We start from the raw sequence: 16,350 nt of genomic DNA, 5'->3' as shown, positions 1-16,350 counted from the left end.
CGGCATCACCGCCAACTGATCCACCGCTTTCGCGAGCAAGCCCGCTCCCACAGAGTTGAGGGTGGATGCCGAACCTGTGGTCACCCTCCCCGGGCCGCCCGCTCCCGCAGATATTCCAGCACCGCCGCCTGCTCTCCCGAGAACTCGATCCGCAAGCCCTTCTTTTCCCGCTGGAACACGTACATCGGGTCGTAATACTCACGCAGCAAACCCTCGATCCAACCGCGATGCACGTCGACGGCACCGCTGTGGGCCTGCTCGGCCAGGGCAGTTTCCAGGATGTCCTTCAAGCGCCGGTGACGGTCACCGCCCAGGCGCTTGTGGATGTTGTCCAGGCTTGCCAGCAATCGCTCGGAAAACAGTGCGAAACCTTCGTCGCCATGTACGGCGACAAATTCAGCGCACAGGTCGATGACGTAATCCTGCAGGATCCGTTCGACCCGATGCTCCAGGCTGTCTTCCAGCCAGACCATCGGAACCTGCTGCATGCGCTGGTACAAAGGCAGCGGCAAGGCGCAACTGCCGACCGCACGGCTCTCATCCTCAAGCACGAATTGTTCGATGCCGCTGGCGCGTTTTTTCAGTACGTCCACGGCCAGGCGGTTTTCAAAATCGATGTTGGAAGGCTGGCCGGTGGCGCGTTTGCCGAAGCTGGAACCGCGATGGTTGGCATAACCTTCCAGATCCAGGCTGTTGCTCAGTTGAGCCAGCGCTTCGGTCTTGCCGGTGCCGGTCATGCCGCCCAGCAGCACCAGGTCGCACTGGGCAACCGCCTGTTCGACCGTGTCCAGCAAAAAGCTGCGCATGGCCTTGTAGCCACCGCCGACCCTGGGGTAGTCAATGCCCGCTTCGTCCTTGAGCCACTGCTGGACGATCTGCGAACGCAAGCCGCCGCGAAAGCAATACAGCACACCGTCGGGATGGGTCTTGGCGAACTCGGCCCAGGCCTGGATGCGTTCGGCCTTGATTTCACCGGACACCAACTGATGCCCCAGGACAATGGCCGCCTGCTGCCCCTGCTGTTTGTAGCAGGTGCCGACGCGTTGCCGTTCGCTGTCGGTCATCAACGGCAGATTGACCACGCCGGGGAAGGCGCCCTTGATGAATTCGACCGGGGCGCGTGTGTCCATCATCGGCCGGTCATTGAGGAAGATATCGCGGTAATCGGTGAGGTCATGGCTCATCAAGACACCTCGACCGCGTAACCCTGTCGCTCGACCAGTTCGCCGATAGGTTCCAGCGCCAGCCCGAGTTCAGCGGCAACCCGCAGGAACTCACTTTCGCCTTCCGGGGTGACGGCAATCAGCAGGCCACCGCTGGTCTGTGGGTCACACAGCACGCGCTTGTGCAGTTCCTGGAGCCGACCGACCTTGCTGGCGTAGCTGTCGTAGTTGCGCAGCGTACCGCCCGGCACACACCCCTGGTCGAGGTAGTACTCGACACCCGGCAGGCGTGGCACCGCGTCATAGCGGATGCGCGCGGTCAGTTGGCTGCCGTCGGCCATTTCCACCAGGTGACCGAGCAGGCCGAAACCGGTGACGTCGGTCATCGCCGTCACACTGTCGAGCTTGCCGAAGCGGCTGCCAGGTTTGTTGAGGGTACACATCCAGTCACGGGCCAGGCCGACATCGGCGGCGCGCAGCTTGCCTTTCTTTTCCGCCGTGGTGAGGATGCCGATGCCCAGGGGCTTGGTCAGGTACAGGCGGCAACCGGCGGTGGCCGTGTCGTTGCGTTTCATATGGCGCTTTTGCACCAGGCCTGTGACCGCCAGGCCGAAAATCGGCTCAGGCGCGTCGATCGAATGCCCGCCGGCCAGGGGAATACAGGCCTCGTCGCACACGGAGCGACCGCCACGAATCACTTCCCGAGCAATTTCCGGGGCCAATACGTTGACGGGCCAACCGAGAATCGCAATGGCCATCAGCGGGTCACCGCCCATGGCGTAGATATCGCTGATGGCATTGGTGGCGGCGATGCGACCGAAATCGAAAGGATCATCGACAATCGGCATGAAAAAATCGGTGGTCGAGACCACCCCGCGCTCCTCGTCGATGGCGTACACCGCAGCATCGTCCCGGGACGCATTGCCGACCCACAAATTGGGATCAAGGTTCTGCGCACCGCTGCCGGCCAGGATCACTTCCAGTACCTGGGGCGAAATCTTGCAGCCGCAACCGGCACCGTGGCTGTACTGGGTCAGGCGAATCGGCTCGCTCATGGGCATACCTCTGGTCAGTCAAGATGGCCGATTCTATCAGCAACGCCACCGCCTCAGTGCCGCGTCGATCACATGCCCCCTGCAACACGTTGGTGCCCCTTCACCCGACACTGCCGAATTCGGTGCACCGAGCCTGACCAACACGACAGGAAAAAAGCCTGAACCCCATGCATTTCAAGCCAATACAAAAAATTGGTACGACATGTGCAAACGTTTGCGCAATCGATCCTACCCAGCGGATCGATGGTTTTTCTTATCCACGGAACCCGGGCTTCGGCCCGCACGAACAAGGACTTTCCATGCACTGCACTTCCCGGTGTCGCGCTACACCCGGCGTATTGACAGCCGCCCTGCTACTGACCGCCGTTACCGGACTACTCAGCACCACGACCCAAGCCCAGACCGCCGAGGCGTCCGCCCAGGGCGAAGCCCTCAGCCCCGAGGCCAACCCCTCGAAAAAAGGCGCCTACCTGTCGGACTGGTACAACCAGGACCTGACGCTCATCGGCAGCAAGGACATCAGCTTCGGCCCGCAACCGGTCGACGATGTCTACCTGGAATATGAATACTTCGGACGCAAAGGGCCCTTCGAGCTCTATGGCTACGTCGACATTCCAAAGATTTTCAACATTGGCAACAGTCACGACAAAGGGGTGTGGGACCACGGTTCTCCCGTGTTCATGGAGCACGAACCGCGTATTTCCATCGACTACCTGGCCGGCCGCAGCCTGGCCATCGGGCCGTTCAAGGAATGGTATGTGGCGTTCGACTGGATCTACGATCACGGCAGCAACAGCGCCAATCGCGCGAACACCTTGTACAGCGGGCTGGGCACCGACATCGACACCCACTCGAGGGTCAACCTGTCGGCCAACTTCTATGGCCGTTATCAATGGGAAAACTATGGCGCCAGCAATGAATACTCCTGGGACGGCTACCGCGCCCAGCTCAAATACATCGTGCCGATCAGCCAGTTCAGCAACGGCGCATCCCTGACTTACATTGGTTTCACCAACTTCGACTTCGGTTCGGACCTGCACAAGGACAACCCCGCCCGCACCGCCAACGCGACGGTCGCCACCAACGTTTTGCTGTATTCGTTCACGCACCTGCGCTTTACGCTGGTGGGCCGTTACTTCCACAACGGCGGCAACTGGCAGGACGGCAGTGAGCTTAACTTTGGCGACGGCAACTTCCGCGCCCGCTCCGATGGCTGGGGATACTACGCCGGGGTTGGCTATCAATTCTGAGCAAGCTGTAGAAGCACCACTTCGAATCCATGGAGGTCACGAATACATGATCAATCGCCTGTCTATTTCAATCGGCCTGGCCTGCACGGCTCTGTTCTGCTCGACCGCCGGGGCCGCACCGCCACTTCAACCCAAAGTGATGCTGATCACGATGTTCGCTCCTGAAGCGCAGAACTGGATCGATCGCCTCGAACTCAAGACTGAAATCCGCGTGCCGGGACTTTCCGCCGAATACCCGACGATCCGCTGCAATGCCGAACGGGTCTGCCTGCTGATTACCGGCATGGGCCAGACCAACGCGGCGGCTTCGACCCTGGCCCTGGCGCTCTCCCCGACCGTCGACCTGCGCAAAAGCTATTTCCTGGTGGCCGGGATCGCCGGCATCAACCCGCACCACGGCACGCTTGGCACAACCGCCTGGGCCCATTACCTGGTGGAGTTCGGCACCCAATGGGAGCTGGATTCGCGGGATGTGCCCAAGGACTGGCCTACCGGTTACCTGGGCATCAACACCAAGGGGCCGAACGAAAAACCGCCGCTGGACTACAAGACGGAAGTCTTCGAACTCAACCCGGCCCTGCAAGCCAAGGCCTTTGCCCTCAGCCAGAAGGTGACCTTGGCGGAAAGCAAGGAATCGGCGGCCTGGCGCTTGAAGTATCCGTATGCCCCGGCCAGCCAGCCGCCGGTGGTGACCCGCTGCGACACCCTGGCCGGTAACACCTGGTTCTCCGGTACGCGCCTGAGCGAGCGCGCCGAAGTCTGGACGCGCCTGCTCACCGACAACAAAGGCGTCTACTGCACCACCCAACAGGAAGACAATTCCACCTACGAGGCCTTGCTCCGCGCCAGCCGCGAAGGTCGGGTGGACATCAACCGGCTGGCCGTGCTGCGGGCCGGGTCCGATTTCGACCGCCCCGAGCCCGGCGGCAACGAAGTGGACAACCTGCTCAAATACGCCGACCAGGGCGCGTTCGTCCCGGCGTTGGAAAACCTGTTCCGCACCGGCAACCCGCTGGTGCAGGACATTGTGAAGAACTGGTCGGTGTGGAAGGACGGCGTGCCTGGCGTCTGATCTGACGAGTGCCTGTTTGGAATGGCCCCCTGTGGCGGAGGGAGCTTGCTCCCGCTGGGTCGCGTAGCGGCCCCGGCTTTTTGCGGCTGCTTCGCAGCCGAGCGGGAGCAAGCTCCCTCGCCACAGGGAAAATGAGAACGGCAGAAGTTGGGGCTAATCTCTACAGATCACCCAATGGAATTTTCCATCCCGGGCGGGATCATTTGAACATCAACCGCGCGTACCCAGGAGACCGCCGATGCCTCTCGCCCGATCCTCCGTCGACAGCACTCACCTTGACTACGGTCTCGACACGCTGCTTGGTCGCAATACCAAAAGCATCAACTGTCAGTACGAGGTCAAGCACCTCGACGACGACAAACCGGTGTGGTTCGTGTTGCACGTTCATCCACCGATGCCGGACGACCTGGACAAGGCCCAGATCGTGACGTTCTACGCCGAGGGCCGGCACCTGAGCGGCATCGTGCGAAGTACGAAGCGCCTGGCCGACGACAGCCTGCAATTGGACGTGGAACCCGACTGAGTGCTCCAGGCCGGGTTCCCACGGTGATCGAGCGGGTCCTTACGTATATCGCGAAGTGCTCAGTCGAACTTGACCAGGTTCAGCACCGGCAGCGGGCCGCCCGGGAATTGGGTCAAGCGCGCGCCGACACTCAGGGGGCCCAGGTCCACCCCGAAAAAGCCCAGGCGCTCGATCAACTGCGCGACTTCACCCCGTGCCTGCGCGTCGTCACCGGTCAGGAACAGCACCCGCTTGCCGCCTTCGGACGTCGGGTCTGCCTCCAGCAGGCGCGCCAGCAGATGATTGAAGGCCTTGACCACCCGTGCGCCCGGCACCCACTCGCTGAACACCTCGGTCGAGGCCCGGCCCTGGAGATCCACGGCCTTGAACCCCGGCACTTCGATCGCGTTGTTGGCGTCGATCACGATTCGCCCGGCAAAATCCGGCAAACCGCCCAGCGCCTGGGGCAACTTCGACCAGTTGACCGCCACCAGCACCATCGGCTGGGCGGCGGCTTCCTCCACGGTGCCGGCGCGTACGCTAGGACCGAGATCAGCCACAAGCTCGGCCAGGCTTTGCGGGCCACGGCTGTTGGCAATCACTACGTTGATGTTCTGGCGGGCCAGGGCGCGGGCGAAAGCACTGCCGATGGCGCCGGCGCCAATGATGCCGATGGTGTCGATGCTGCTCATGTTTTGTGTCCTCAAGGTTGGATAAGCCTGGCGGTAATGTCCGCCGTTGAGGTGCATGGTGCCCTTGCCATTACATTCTGATTAGCCGGTAATATGGCGAATCATTTTCAAGCATTACTATCAGGTCCATGCCATGGAAAGCCTCGCCAACCTCGAATGCTTTGTCCGCAGCGCCGAAACCGGCAGTTTTTCGGCGGCCGCGCGGTTGCTTGCCCTGACGCCCGCTGCCGTGAGCCGCAACGTGGCGATGCTGGAGCGCAATCTGGGGGTGCGGTTGTTCCAGCGCTCGACCCGCAAGCTGTCCCTGACCGAAACGGGAGAACATTTCCTGGCCAGCATCGGTGGCAACTTGCACGCCCTGCAGGCGGCCATTGGTGCGGTGACCACGGAGCGCGGCGAACCGGCCGGCGTCTTGCGCGTCAGCCTTTCGCCAAGTTTCGGTATCGGCCAGGTACTGCCGTTGATGCCGCAATGGCTGGCTCGCTACCCGCTGATCCGGCCGGACTGGCATTTCGAAAACCGCCCGGTCGACCTGATCGCCGAAGGTTTCGACGCGGCCATCGGAGGCGGCTTCACACTGACGCCCGGGGTAGTATCGCGCACCCTGGCGCCCGCTCACCTGATTGCCGTCGCCAGCCCAGCCTATCTGGGCGAGCGCGCCCTGCCCCGGCAACCCGAAGACCTGGCCGGCCTGGACAACATCGTGCTGCGGGCCAGCCGTACTGGCCGGGTACGCCAGACTGTGTTGCGCAACGCCGCCGGGCGCGAATCCGCCGTGCAACTGAACGAGTCCATGATCTTCAATGACCCCGTTGCCATGCGTGAGGCCGCCTTGCTCGGCCTGGGCGTGGCCCTGCTGGTGGTGCCCGACGCCCTGCCCTGGCTGGAGCGCGGCGAACTGGTGCGGCTGTTACCGGATTGGTATGTGGACCTGGGGGTGATTTCGCTCTACTACCCCAGCCGCACGCTGATGCCGGCCAAGACCCGCGCCTTTATCGATTTCATCACCGAGCACTTCGAGCGCGAGTCGTTGGCCCGGCGCTTCAGTGCCGGAGCGGTTTGAGCGCCCGGATGAGGGTGCCGATCAAGCGCGCTCCGCCCCGGCACCGCGATGACCGGCCCATTCGCCACGGACGCTGGAGTCAGGCATGGCGCCCATGGGATGATCGGCCTCCAAGCGCGACCACCGTGGAGAGTTTCAATGTCATTGCTGAGTAAACATGCCGCCGCCCTGCTGCTGGCGGCCATCGCCGCTCTGGTCCTGGCGCCTGCCCAGGCGGCCCCGTCCAAAGCCGCCGGCAATGCAGCGGCGCAGAAGGTTTCGATGCTGGGCGGCAAGTTCGTCTTCACCTTGCCCAAGGGGTTCATCGCAACACCATTGCCCGCCGGAGAGGCCGCCCAAGGTACCGCTGGCGCGACGGGGACGATGTACAGCAATGCCACCAGCCGGACCGTGGTGATCGCGGCGGAGAACACCATCATCAACGGCGCGAACGTGAAGGACGACGATGGCGCGTTCCTCGACACCACCATGGGAGACTTCGCGGCACAGCGAACCACAGCGCTGCCGGACGCCAAGATCCTGAGCGCAAAAAGCCTGACCCAGAAAGGCACCGGCCTGGGCCTGCGCCAGATCGACACCAGCGCCACCCAGGGCGGCGGGCCAACCCTCGACACCACGTTGCTGGCTGCCTCCGGCACGCGCATGGCGGTGGTGCAAATCATCTCCCGGGCCAGTGACAAGGCCGGTCATGAGGCGTTGGTGAAGCAGATCGCCAGCGGTCAATAAGCGCCCCCCAGAACATGTGGGAGCCGAGCTTGCTCGCGATGGCGTCGGTACACCCAACTTTGATGCAAGCTGACCCACCGCTATCGCGAGCAAGCTCACTCCCACAGGGATTTACAGTGATCAGGGATTGAGCCGCTCCAGCCAGGCCCGCAGGTCCTGCACTTCCAGGGCGCTGATGCTGTGGCCCACACCCGGGTAGGCATGGAATTCCGGTTCCAGCGCCAGGGTCTTCAGGAAGCTGTTGGCCTCGGTGCCATCGTGGTAGGGAATGATCGGGTCTGCCGTGCCATGGCCGATGAACACCGCCAGTGTCCGGCGCGGTTCATCGGGGGTCAGTTCCGCCCGCAGCACCGACAGGACCCGCCCACCCATTGCGGCAATACCGCCAACGGCTTCGGGATGTCGCAGGGCCACTTCGTAGCTCATCATCGCGCCCTGGCTGAACCCGACCAGGTAGACCTTGCTCGGATCGGTCGAGTACTTGGCCCGAGCCTTGTCGATGAAGTCCAGCAGCACCTGGCCGCTGGCCTTCAAGTCCGAGGTGTCACCGTCGTAGGCACCGTCGCCCTGTTTCGCGAACCACTGATAACGGTCCTGTTCCATACTCTTCGGCGCCCGCACCGAGAGGTAGTTGTAATCGCGCGGCAACTCGTCCTTGAGTGCGAACAGGTCCTGTTCGTTGCTGCCGGAACCGTGCAGGAAGATCACCAGCGGTCGGTTCCGAACCTGCTCATCGACTTGGGCCAGGTAGTTGAGCGGCAAGTCCGTGTGCAGCGAGGGTTGGGCCTGCAACCCGGACGAGACCAGCAATAGAAACAGGGCGAGCGCTTTGAACATCGATCTTCCTCCATCGTTCGATAGCCGCACGACAAGAAGCGTGCGGTGAGGTAGACAGCACTTATCAGTCGTTGATCAATTTCCCCGTTCGAATCGGCTCACGCCCGGCGACTTTTGCCTGCCAGATACCCGGCTGGGTGTAGCGCCCGCGGTCCAGGGCAAACAGCACGCCACTGGTGCCGGCCCGCACGATGGTGACCCGATCATTCAATGGATCGACCACTTCGAACAGCGGATCGCCGCGCTCCACCCACTCACCGGCTTCACGCAGAAAGCTCACCACGCCATGGTGCGGCGCGAACAGGTATTGAGTGCCTTCGAACGGAAAGCCTTCACAACATTGCGCCGGCGCGGGCGGCCAATCCCCGCCAATGAAACCTTGCTCAGCCAGGAACCCGAGAATGGCTTCACAACTGGCCTGGGCCTGTTCCACGCGGGTGTCACCCATGCTGCCCAGCTCCAGTGTCGTCGCCAGGTTCGCCGCCGGGATCGCCGCCGCAGGAAAGGCTTTGGCCAGGCGCAACCAGGGTGAGGAGCAGGACTCATCGAACGAACTGCCACCGGAATCTTCACTCAGCAACGCGACCCCGGCCTTCAGGCGTGCGGCCAGGGAGCGCCATTGCGGCCACTGTTGCGGCAAGGCATACAAGTGGATCGCAGCCTCGAAATCGCAATGCAGGTCCAGGGTGATGTCGGCGTCGCAGGCATGGCGCAGCAGCAGGCGATGCAGCGCTTCAAGTTGCGAAGGCGGCGCCGGCAGGTCGTCGAGAACCTGGGCCATGGTCTGGCGGATCAAGGTGATATTGGCGGCCGGGTCGTCACCCAGGCGATCACCGATGCGTTGCGCCACCGGTGCACTGAGCTCCACGAAAGAGCGGTTGAAATTCTTGCCACTGCCCAACTCGAAACGCCCCATGTGAGCGCTTTGCAGATGTTGATCCAGGCCGATGGGATTGGCCGCCGGCACCAGCTCGATCACCCCTTTGAGCAGGCCTTGCGCCTCGAGGTCGTTGAGCCGCTGCTTCAGCTCCCAGGCAGTACGCATGCCCGGCAGTTCGTCGGCGTGCAGACTGGCCTGGATATAAACCTTGCGCGGGCCATGGCCGTAACGAAACACACTGAGCCGGCGCTCAGTGCCCAGGTGGCTCCATGGCAGGGTATGGTCGATGCGTTGCATGAAATCTCCGAATGACTAGGTGTGGAGCTGTCGAGTGCAACGAGGCTGCGATCTTTGCTCAGCCCCTTGAGCCTCAAAAAGATCGCAGCCTTCGGCAGCGCCTACCGATTAATGCCCGTAGACATCAAAGGCGAAGTATTTGTCCTGCACCTTCTTGTACGTACCATTGGCGCGGATTTCGCTGATGGCGGCGTTGAATTTATCGGCCAGGGCCTTATCGCCCTTGCGCACCGCAATGCCGGCGCCACCGCCGAAATATTTCGCGTCTTCATAGGTCGGGCCCACGAAGGCAAAGCCTTTGCCGGCATCGGTCTTCAGGAAACCGTCGTCGAGGTTGACCGAGTCGGCCAGCATGGCGTCGAGGCGACCGGCGACCATGTCCAGGTTGGCTTCCTGCTGGGAGCCGTAGCGCACCAGGTTGATCCCGGCAGGCACCAGCACTTCGGTGGCGAAACGGTCGTGGGTGCTGGCACGCAGCACACCGACTTTCTTGCCCTTGAGCTCGGTCAGCGGGTCCTTGACCTCGGAGCCTTCCTTCATTACGAACCGCGCCGGGGTGTGGTAGTACTTGATGGTGAAATCGACGTTTTTCTTGCGATCGTCGGTGATGGTCATGGACGACAGGATCGCATCGATCTTCTTCACTTTCAGCGCGGGGATCAGGCCATCGAACTCCTGCTCGACCCAGGTGCACTTGACCTTCATCTGCTCGCAGAGGGCGTCGCCGATATCGACATCGAAGCCGGTCAGCTTGCCGTCGGGGGTTTTCATCGAAAAAGGCGGATAACCAGCTTCGATCCCGAGACGGATCGGCTTGGCGTCTTCGGCCACGGCCGACAGGGACAATACGGACAGTGCCAGGGCACCGAACATGGCTAGTTTCTTCATTTTCGCTCCTGAGTGTGCAGGGGTTTTTATTGGCAATTATTGGCAGATTCGTAGGCAGCGTTCGGTCAGCGAGGCACCGAAGTGGGCGGGAGTCTAGAGGGGTGCTCAGCAGGGGAATTGTGTTGAGGCGACAAATAGTTACGAAAACAGCTTGATTTGTGTGTATATCCGTTGCTGCGGTAACGGCCACTTAGGGTTCCGCCCTTACGGCGGGTCACTTTTGGAAGAGCGCCAAAAGTAACCAAAAACGCTCTGCCCCACCACTCGGCACCTCGCCTAGGCTCGGTGTGCCCTCACTCCGGCATTGCTCCGTGGGCCCGCTGCGAAGGGCCATCCATGGCCCAGCGCAGCTATCCCGGCATCCATGCCGGGATGCCCACTCCACAATGCCTGCGTTCGGCCAGCGTGGTTTAACGGGGCGCCTAAGATCAAAAGCCGAAGCGAGGCGGCCTTATAGCCGACCTGGCTTAGAATGAACGCGTTTCTCCTGTGGGAGCTTGCTCGCGAAGGCGATGTCACTGTCGATGAAGAGGTTGAATGGGCTGGCCTCATCGCGAGCAAGCTGCTCCCACAGGTTTTGATTTGATCGTTCCCACGCTCCGTGGGAATGCCGCCAGGGACGCTCCGCGTTCCATTTCTGAAATCAATTGCTTCCCCTGGCCTTCTGAAAATCTCGTAGGAATCTGCTCTCCGTGGCGAGGGAGCTTGCTCCCGCTGGACTGCGAAGCAGTCCTCTCTTTCTGTCAGGCCCACCGCATGTCCCGACTTTACGGCGGCTGCGCCACCGAGCGGGAGCAAGCTCCCTCGCCACGAGATTTGTGGGCGTCCTACAGGTCGGTTGTTGCCTCAAAAATCCCCTTCTATAGTTCGGTTCACCTGCTGGCTTTGGTCAGTGGGAGGGTTTCGCAGCCCTGGTGAGTTAGAATCACAACCGTCAAGAATCGGCATAGGCATTCGCGCCTACGTTCGGCTTTTCATGGCGGCTGTGTGTGGGAGATCTTCGGGTCTGCCGAGTCCTAACTCCTCGGTCTGCGAACCCGCACATGGCTGCCACCCAATTGTTTCGCAGCAAAACGGTGGAAAATTTTCTCTTGAGTTAGGGATTTACTATGACTACCGAACAATCGTTCCGCCGCTTCACCCCGCTAACCCCAATCGCCACCACCCACCCCGTCCTGTTCATCGATAAAACGGCCCCATTACCCGAACTCCATGCCTGCGTCAGCGAACGCCTGCACGCCACCCTCGACTACCTGACGCTCATGGCCTGCACGACCCTGCGCGACTCAGCCGAGACCGACATCAATACCGTCACCAACATCGCCCGGATCATGGTCCAGGATGTGGCGGATGTTTTTGGGGTAATTGAACAGCGCGGGCTTGAAGGACAGTAAAGCGCCTCTGGTAGGAGCGAGCCCGCTCCCACAGGAGGAATGCGTTCACCCCAAACCAGGCCGGCTATCAGGCCGCCTCGCGGCGGACGTTGATCTCGGCGCCCCGTTAACCACGCTGGCCGAACGTAGGTATTGCGCAGTGGGCACCTCGGCATGGATGCCGAGGTAGCCGCGCTGGACCATGGATGGTCCTTCGCGGCGGGCCCACGGAGCAATGCCTACGTTCGGGCATGCCGAGCCTAGGCGAGGCACCGAGTGGTGGGGCTAAAGCGTTTTGCTTACTTTTGCGCTTCTCAAAAGTGAGACGCCGTAAGGGCGGAACCCTAAGTGGCCGTTACCGCAGCAACGGATATACACACAAACTATAAAAACCAAATCAGCAATCACAACGGATAGCCTGATCCGCCACACGCTCCACAAGACCATTCAGACGAAAGCCCTCATCGAGCCACCCCATAACCCCGCCAATCATCTCCTTCACCGGATACCCCAAGGTCGCCAGACGCACCGCCGCCTTGTTCGCGCCATTGCAATGCGGACCAGCGCAATACACCACGAACAGGGTGGTCTTGGCATAGGCGGCCAGTGCCTGGGCGGTGAGTGTACGGGTTGGCAGGTTGATCGCCCCGGGGACGTGGCCGCGTTCGTAGGCCAGTGGTCCGCGTACATCCACCAGCACAAAATCGACATCGCCGGCCTGTTGGCTGGCGTGAACGTCGGAACAATCGGTTTCGAATGTCAGGCGACGGCTGAAATGCTGCAGGGCGATATCGGAGGGGGCAGCAGGCACTTCGCGAACCAGGCTGGTCATGGGCGTGTACTCCAGGATAGATAAGGCGTGAAGAGACTTTATCCCCTCGGCGCATACCGCTACAGTGGCGCACAAGACACTCTGTGGGAATTTTCCGCCAAATGCAGTCTCCCCCTGGTCTGGTCGCAATCCTCGCCTACGACGGCCTGTGCACGTTCGAATTCGGTGTCGCCGTCGAGATCTTCGGATTGGAGCGACCGGAATTCGATTTCCCCTGGTACACGCATCGGATCGTCGCGGTCGATGACGGCCCGATGCGTGCCATGGGCGGCTTTCAGGTATTGGCCGATGGCGGCATGGAACTGCTCGAAACCGCCCGGACCATTGTCGTGCCAGGCTGGCGCAACCGCAGCGAGCCACCGTCCCAGGCGCTGCTCGAGGCACTGCACAGGGCCCACGCCCGTGGTGCGCGCCTGCTGTCGATCTGCTCCGGAGCCTTCGTACTCGCTGCCGCCGGGCTGCTCGATGGCCTGGGCGCCACGACTCATTGGCGCTACACCGACGAACTGGCCGCAAGCTTTCCGGCCGTGCGAGTAGACCCGGATGTGCTGTACGTGGATTCAGGACAGGTCATCACCTCGGCGGGCAGCGCCGCCGGTATCGATGCCTGCCTGCACCTGGTGGCACGGGACTATGGCGTCCAGGTCGCCAACGCCGTGGCACGCCGGTTGGTGATGTCGCCGCAACGTACGGGCGGCCAGGCGCAGTTCATTCCCTCACCGGTCAGCCGCACGCCACGCAGTGACCTGTCGAGTGTCATGCAATGGGCCCGCGAACGCCTGCACGAACCCCTCGGGGTGCGCGAACTGGCCAGCCAGGCGGCCATGAGCGAACGCACCTTCCTGCGCCATTTCACCCAGGCCTGCGGCGTGTCGCCCAAGACCTGGCTGCAACATGAACGCCTGGCCAGGGCCCGCGAGTTGCTGGAAAGCAGCGGGGACAACACCGACAACATCGCGCAGCTGTGTGGCTACCGCTCGGTGGAAAGCTTTCGTGTGGCGTTTCGCAACGTCGTGGGGTTGGCGCCGTCGGTGTATCGGGAGCGGTTTGGGCGGGGGTGAAGTCAGCCTAGTCAATGGGACTGTCGAACACTGTTGTGGCGAGGGGATTTATCCCCGTTGGGCTGCGAAGCAGCCCTCTCAGTTTGTCAGGCAAGTTTTGTCGGGGTTATTGGGGCCGCTTCGCGCCCCAGCGGGGATAAATCCCCTCGCCACAGGTGGAGTGTCGGCTTCATTGAGGTCTGCGCAGTAGATAGGTATCCATGATCCACCCATGCGCCTGCCGCGCAGCCTTGCGGGTGCGCTCGATGTCATCGGCCACATCCCCCAGGCGGCCAGCGATAAGGATTTCATCCGGCGTCCCCACATAGGCTCCCCAATAGATGTGCGTATCGGGATCGCTCACCTGGCGATAAGCGTCCTCGGCATCGAGCATCACCACCACACTCGTCGCGTCGCCTACCTGCCCCGCCGCCAACCGGCGTCCGGTGGTGATTTCCAGCGAACCGCCAATGCTGTTCAACGGCACTTTATGCCGGGCGGCCAGGGCCTGGACGCTGGAGATGCCGGGGATCACCTCGAACTCGAAGGCGCAGCGGCCCGCCTTGAGGATCGCCTGCAGGATGCGCACGGTACTGTCGTACAACGCCGGATCGCCCCACACCAGAAAACCACCCCGTTGACCGTCGGACAGTTCTTCATTGATCAAGCGTTCGAAGGTGGCCTGTTTAGCCCGGTTCAATGCTTCGACGCTGTCCGTGTAGTCCAGGCCGCCGCGTTGGCGTTCCGGGCTGTAGGCTTCGACGAAACGGTAGGTGCGATCAACGATGTAGCGCCGACAGACTTCGCGCCGCAGATCCAACAGTTTGTCCTTGGCCGGCCCCTTGTCCATGAGGAAGACCACGTCCAAGCGGCTCAAGGCTTTCACTGCCTGCATCGTCAGCTGATCCGGATCGCCGGCCCCAACGCCAATGACTGACAACGTCTTCATCGCGGCGACTCCTGGTCAGGTCCCTGGGTGCGTAAACGCCATACGCCGTTGAAACGCAATTCGAGGGTGGACAAGGGTTCAATGTCGATCCGGTTGAATGTAGCGGCCGGGCAGCCCAAGACATTCACCAGGGCGGCGCGGATCACGAAGGGGTGGGTGACGGCCAGCAGATGTCCTGGCCGGGTTTCCAGACTGGCCAGCCAATTCCCGACACGGCGGCACAACTGGGCGACAGATTCACCACCATGGGGAGCCGCCTCGGCATCGTCGAGCCAACTCTGCAGGGCTTGCGGTTCAGCCTGGAGCAAGTCATCGATGGACAACCCGCGCCAGCGTCCCAGATCGCAATCGGCCAGGGCCAGGTCCTGCTCGGGCTCGTCGCCGAACAAGGCAGCGGTCTGGCGCGTGCGCAGTTCCGGCCCGCACAGCAGTTGCCGGACATTTCGGTAGCGGTGCCCGACCTGCGCGCGGCGTGCCAGCCAGTCGGCATCCAGCGGTTCGTCCAGGCCAAAGCGCGCCTGCTTCTGGGCGGCGGTGCGGGCGTGGCAGATCAAGGTCAGACGAGTGGCTTGCACACTGGATTCTCAGACAATCGGGAGAGTCGCATGGACGGGATATTCACGCACTTAGTTGTACAGCACCTTATACGAAATCAAATAAGTGAGACAAAAAGGCGTTATGTCCGACATCGCCAGAAGCATCAACTGACATACCCGGTCTACCCAGCCGAGACCAACTCCTACAAGGGTTTCGCACAATACTGGAGCATTTTAAACGGAACGTAAAAACCACTGGACATGTAGCACCAGCTACATAAATACTGTTTTCAGGAGTTATGAAAGAAATTCAACACCCATCCTGGCAAGGAGCACGGATGCCACCTCTCAGAGACCTGATCACCGATCCCGGCCTGGTTTTGACGCCGTCGGAACGCAAGGTCGTACGTGCCCTGCTCGATCACTACCCACGCAACGGCCTCGGCCCGATGTCACGCCTGGCAGACCATGCCGGCGTCAGCGACCCGACTATCGTGCGACTGGTGAAAAAACTCGGGTTTGGCGGTTACGCCGAATTCCAGGATGCACTGCTCAGTGACATGGACCATCGCCTGCGCTCCCCTCGCACCCTGTTGAAACCGCGGGCCAAATTGCAGCAAGGCGATACCTGGAGCCAGTACCTGGCCGCCAGTCAACGCCACCTCATCGACACCCAGGCCCTGACCCAACCCGAAGACGTGCGCATTCTCGTGCAGTGGTTGCTCGACAGCCGCCATCAGGTACATTGCTTCGGCGGGCGTTTCAGCAGCTTCCTGGCCCACTACCTGCTCAATCATTTGCGTCTGTTGCGCGCCGGCTGTTTTGCCCTGGAAGACAACGCCCAACTGCCTGACCGGCTATTCGACGTGCAGCGCCAGGATGTGGTGCTGATCTTCGATTACCGCCGCTACCAGGCCCAGGCCCTGCGCGTGGCCAGCGCGGCCAAGGAGCGCCACGCCCGGGTCGTGCTGTTCAGCGACGTCTACGCTTCGCCATTGCGCGAGCTGGCCGACCTGATCATCAGCGCCCCGGTGGAGTCGATCTCGGCCTTCGACAGCCTGGTGCCGGCACTGGCCCAGGTCGAGGCGCTGATTGCCTGCCTGACCCTGCAATGCCCCGAGCTGGCCGAACGCCTGGAAGGCATCGATGCCTTGCGCACGGAATTCAACACGCACCTGCTGGAGGAAAAATAAGG

General features: G+C 61.9%; 17 protein-coding genes. 8 read left to right on the top strand and 9 right to left on the bottom strand.

Annotated features, from left to right (window positions below; all coding sequences use genetic code 11):
- Nucleotides 1-80: 80 nt before the first annotated feature.
- The gene (mnmH, locus tag BLO97_RS00575) at nucleotides 81-1,184 is read right to left on the bottom strand and encodes a tRNA 2-selenouridine(34) synthase MnmH (RefSeq protein WP_092344409.1); all 1,104 of its coding nucleotides are present in this window, start codon (nucleotides 1,182-1,184) and stop codon (nucleotides 81-83) included.
- Nucleotides 1,184-2,218, bottom strand: coding sequence for a selenide, water dikinase SelD (selD, locus tag BLO97_RS00570; protein WP_092344407.1), 1,035 nt, complete (start codon nucleotides 2,216-2,218; stop codon nucleotides 1,184-1,186). Before selD ends, mnmH begins: the two co-directional genes overlap by 1 nt.
- Before the next feature lie 299 nt (nucleotides 2,219-2,517).
- On the opposite strand from selD, the gene BLO97_RS00565 reads away from it, so the two are divergent.
- From BLO97_RS00565 to BLO97_RS00555, 3 genes are all read left to right on the top strand, one after another.
- Nucleotides 2,518-3,468, top strand: a complete 951-nt coding sequence (locus BLO97_RS00565; RefSeq protein ID WP_092344405.1) for a nucleoside-specific channel-forming protein Tsx — start codon at nucleotides 2,518-2,520, stop codon at nucleotides 3,466-3,468.
- A gap of 46 nt (nucleotides 3,469-3,514) precedes the next feature.
- Nucleotides 3,515-4,540, top strand: coding sequence for a purine-nucleoside phosphorylase (locus BLO97_RS00560; protein ID WP_092344403.1), 1,026 nt, complete (start codon nucleotides 3,515-3,517; stop codon nucleotides 4,538-4,540).
- A 238-nt stretch (nucleotides 4,541-4,778) separates the two neighbouring features.
- Entirely contained in the window at nucleotides 4,779-5,063 is a 285-nt protein-coding gene (locus tag BLO97_RS00555; RefSeq protein ID WP_063322077.1) for a hypothetical protein, read from the top strand.
- A gap of 59 nt (nucleotides 5,064-5,122) precedes the next feature.
- Here the strand turns inward: BLO97_RS00555 and BLO97_RS00550 are convergent, their stop codons facing one another.
- Entirely contained in the window at nucleotides 5,123-5,725 is a 603-nt protein-coding gene (locus BLO97_RS00550; protein ID WP_092145707.1) for an NADPH-dependent F420 reductase, read from the bottom strand.
- Nucleotides 5,726-5,867: 142 nt separating this feature from the next.
- Between BLO97_RS00550 and BLO97_RS00545 the strand changes: the two genes are divergently transcribed.
- Together BLO97_RS00545 and BLO97_RS00540 are read left to right on the top strand one after the other, a co-directional pair.
- Nucleotides 5,868-6,797: a LysR family transcriptional regulator gene (locus BLO97_RS00545; protein ID WP_092344401.1), complete on the top strand. Its 930-nt coding sequence runs from the start codon at nucleotides 5,868-5,870 to the stop codon at nucleotides 6,795-6,797.
- Nucleotides 6,798-6,935: 138 nt separating this feature from the next.
- A complete protein-coding gene (locus tag BLO97_RS00540) occupies nucleotides 6,936-7,523 on the top strand; it encodes a DcrB/PsbP domain-containing protein (protein WP_092223920.1) in 588 nt (195 codons plus the stop codon).
- A gap of 120 nt (nucleotides 7,524-7,643) precedes the next feature.
- On the opposite strand, the gene BLO97_RS00535 is transcribed toward BLO97_RS00540, so the two are convergent.
- The 3 genes from BLO97_RS00535 to BLO97_RS00525 all read right to left on the bottom strand — a co-directional run bounded on the left by BLO97_RS00535 (nucleotide 7,644) and on the right by BLO97_RS00525 (nucleotide 10,425).
- Entirely contained in the window at nucleotides 7,644-8,360 is a 717-nt protein-coding gene (locus tag BLO97_RS00535) for an alpha/beta hydrolase (protein WP_092145476.1), read from the bottom strand.
- A gap of 64 nt (nucleotides 8,361-8,424) precedes the next feature.
- Nucleotides 8,425-9,537: a succinylglutamate desuccinylase/aspartoacylase family protein gene (locus BLO97_RS00530; protein WP_092344399.1), complete on the bottom strand. Its 1,113-nt coding sequence runs from the start codon at nucleotides 9,535-9,537 to the stop codon at nucleotides 8,425-8,427.
- A gap of 108 nt (nucleotides 9,538-9,645) precedes the next feature.
- Complete coding sequence (locus tag BLO97_RS00525) at nucleotides 9,646-10,425, bottom strand: ABC transporter substrate-binding protein (protein ID WP_014339257.1); 780 nt, start codon at nucleotides 10,423-10,425, stop codon at nucleotides 9,646-9,648.
- Nucleotides 10,426-11,534: 1,109 nt separating this feature from the next.
- Here BLO97_RS00525 and BLO97_RS00515 point away from each other — a divergent pair.
- Complete coding sequence (locus BLO97_RS00515) at nucleotides 11,535-11,819, top strand: fructose-bisphosphate aldolase (protein WP_092344397.1); 285 nt, start codon at nucleotides 11,535-11,537, stop codon at nucleotides 11,817-11,819.
- A 376-nt stretch (nucleotides 11,820-12,195) separates the two neighbouring features.
- On the opposite strand, the gene BLO97_RS00510 is transcribed toward BLO97_RS00515, so the two are convergent.
- Nucleotides 12,196-12,630 (bottom strand): rhodanese-like domain-containing protein, encoded by a 435-nt coding sequence (locus tag BLO97_RS00510; protein ID WP_092344395.1) that lies wholly within the window; start codon nucleotides 12,628-12,630, stop codon nucleotides 12,196-12,198.
- Nucleotides 12,631-12,731: 101 nt separating this feature from the next.
- On the opposite strand from BLO97_RS00510, the gene ftrA reads away from it, so the two are divergent.
- The gene (ftrA, locus tag BLO97_RS00505) at nucleotides 12,732-13,691 is read left to right on the top strand and encodes a transcriptional regulator FtrA (protein WP_092145468.1); all 960 of its coding nucleotides are present in this window, start codon (nucleotides 12,732-12,734) and stop codon (nucleotides 13,689-13,691) included.
- 169 nt (nucleotides 13,692-13,860) lie between these two features.
- Here the strand turns inward: ftrA and cobF are convergent, their stop codons facing one another.
- Both cobF and BLO97_RS00495 read right to left on the bottom strand, forming a co-directional pair.
- The gene (gene cobF, locus BLO97_RS00500; RefSeq protein WP_092344393.1) at nucleotides 13,861-14,619 is read right to left on the bottom strand and encodes a precorrin-6A synthase (deacetylating); all 759 of its coding nucleotides are present in this window, start codon (nucleotides 14,617-14,619) and stop codon (nucleotides 13,861-13,863) included.
- On the bottom strand, nucleotides 14,616-15,194 hold the full coding sequence (locus BLO97_RS00495) for a histidine phosphatase family protein (RefSeq protein ID WP_092223910.1): 579 nt from the start codon (nucleotides 15,192-15,194) through the stop codon (nucleotides 14,616-14,618). Before BLO97_RS00495 ends, cobF begins: the two co-directional genes overlap by 4 nt.
- Nucleotides 15,195-15,493: 299 nt before the next feature.
- Between BLO97_RS00495 and BLO97_RS00490 the strand changes: the two genes are divergently transcribed.
- Entirely contained in the window at nucleotides 15,494-16,348 is an 855-nt protein-coding gene (locus BLO97_RS00490; protein WP_057447774.1) for a MurR/RpiR family transcriptional regulator, read from the top strand.
- Nucleotides 16,349-16,350 lie beyond the last annotated feature (2 nt).

Source organism: Pseudomonas sp. NFACC05-1 (genome assembly GCF_900100135.1).
Classification (GTDB): domain Bacteria; phylum Pseudomonadota; class Gammaproteobacteria; order Pseudomonadales; family Pseudomonadaceae; genus Aquipseudomonas; species Aquipseudomonas fluorescens_Q.
This window is presented reverse-complemented; position numbering and strand designations above follow the sequence as displayed.

Coding starts and splice junctions, on each gene's coding strand:
- BLO97_RS00565 (WP_092344405.1), top strand. CDS start 2,518: ATGCACTGCACTTCCCGGTGTCGCGCTACACCCGGCGTATTGACAGCC.
- BLO97_RS00525 (WP_014339257.1), bottom strand. CDS start 10,425: ATGAAGAAACTAGCCATGTTCGGTGCCCTGGCACTGTCCGTATTGTCC.
- BLO97_RS00560 (WP_092344403.1), top strand. CDS start 3,515: ATGATCAATCGCCTGTCTATTTCAATCGGCCTGGCCTGCACGGCTCTG.
- BLO97_RS00530 (WP_092344399.1), bottom strand. CDS start 9,537: ATGCAACGCATCGACCATACCCTGCCATGGAGCCACCTGGGCACTGAG.
- selD (WP_092344407.1), bottom strand. CDS start 2,218: ATGAGCGAGCCGATTCGCCTGACCCAGTACAGCCACGGTGCCGGTTGC.
- BLO97_RS00545 (WP_092344401.1), top strand. CDS start 5,868: ATGGAAAGCCTCGCCAACCTCGAATGCTTTGTCCGCAGCGCCGAAACC.
- cobF (WP_092344393.1), bottom strand. CDS start 14,619: ATGAAGACGTTGTCAGTCATTGGCGTTGGGGCCGGCGATCCGGATCAG.
- BLO97_RS00510 (WP_092344395.1), bottom strand. CDS start 12,630: ATGACCAGCCTGGTTCGCGAAGTGCCTGCTGCCCCCTCCGATATCGCC.
- mnmH (WP_092344409.1), bottom strand. CDS start 1,184: ATGAGCCATGACCTCACCGATTACCGCGATATCTTCCTCAATGACCGG.
- BLO97_RS00535 (WP_092145476.1), bottom strand. CDS start 8,360: ATGTTCAAAGCGCTCGCCCTGTTTCTATTGCTGGTCTCGTCCGGGTTG.
- BLO97_RS00555 (WP_063322077.1), top strand. CDS start 4,779: ATGCCTCTCGCCCGATCCTCCGTCGACAGCACTCACCTTGACTACGGT.
- BLO97_RS00490 (WP_057447774.1), top strand. CDS start 15,494: ATGCCACCTCTCAGAGACCTGATCACCGATCCCGGCCTGGTTTTGACG.
- BLO97_RS00515 (WP_092344397.1), top strand. CDS start 11,535: ATGACTACCGAACAATCGTTCCGCCGCTTCACCCCGCTAACCCCAATC.
- ftrA (WP_092145468.1), top strand. CDS start 12,732: ATGCAGTCTCCCCCTGGTCTGGTCGCAATCCTCGCCTACGACGGCCTG.
- BLO97_RS00540 (WP_092223920.1), top strand. CDS start 6,936: ATGTCATTGCTGAGTAAACATGCCGCCGCCCTGCTGCTGGCGGCCATC.